This window comes from Myroides sp. NP-2, assembly GCF_014145665.1.
In the GTDB taxonomy this organism is placed as follows: Bacteria; Bacteroidota; Bacteroidia; order Flavobacteriales; family Flavobacteriaceae; genus Flavobacterium.
On the sequence record NZ_JACHTD010000048.1, the window covers coordinates 1 to 737 of the forward strand.

The 737-nt window shown below is 36.4% G+C and carries 1 protein-coding gene; it reads left to right on the forward strand.

The window, feature by feature from the left end; translation table 11 throughout:
* On the forward strand, positions 1-701 hold a 701-nt coding region (locus H4K35_RS15565; protein WP_182628810.1), incomplete at its 5' end, for an IS66 family transposase.
* Between the last annotated feature and the right edge of the window lie 36 nt (positions 702-737).

Below are 737 nucleotides of genomic sequence, written 5' to 3' on the forward strand. Positions count from 1 at the left end.
TCAATTACAGTCCCACACGTAGTGGTAGCGCTGCACTACCTGTATTAGAAAACTTCAAAGGATATCTGCAAACCGATGGTTATAGCGGATACAAAGCCTATGGAGCTAAGTCTGGTGTAGTTCATCTGGGCTGTTGGGCACACGCTCGTCGTGAGTTTGAAAGAGCTCTTGACAATGATAAGACAAAAGCACAGCATGTACTTGTAGAAATACAAAAACTATATGCTGTAGAAAGAAAAGCAAAAGAACAAAACTTAACCCCAGAGCAAATTAAAGAACTTCGATTAGAACAAAGCTTACCAATCATCAATGAACTGGGTAAATATATGTTTGTTCAAATGAAACTCGTACTTCCTAAAAGTCAAATAGGTAAAGCTTTTGCTTACTCACAAACTAGATGGGATAATCTTAGTGCGTACTTATATGATGGAAACTTACAGATAGACAATAATCTCATTGAAAATGTAATTAGACCAGTAGCTATTGGACGTAAAAACTATCTCTTTGCAGGATCACACGATGCAGCTCAAAGGGCGGCTATGGCGTATACGTTTTTTGCTAACTGCAAAAAGCACGATATTAATCCATACCAATGGCTTAAATATGTTCTAGAAAATATTCAATCTATCAACCACAAGAACATTACAGATTTATATCCTCATAACTATAAAACATTAAACTCAAACGTTGTAGAAGAATAATTATATCTCACAAGATGTACTTGCTCGGGTGCATAC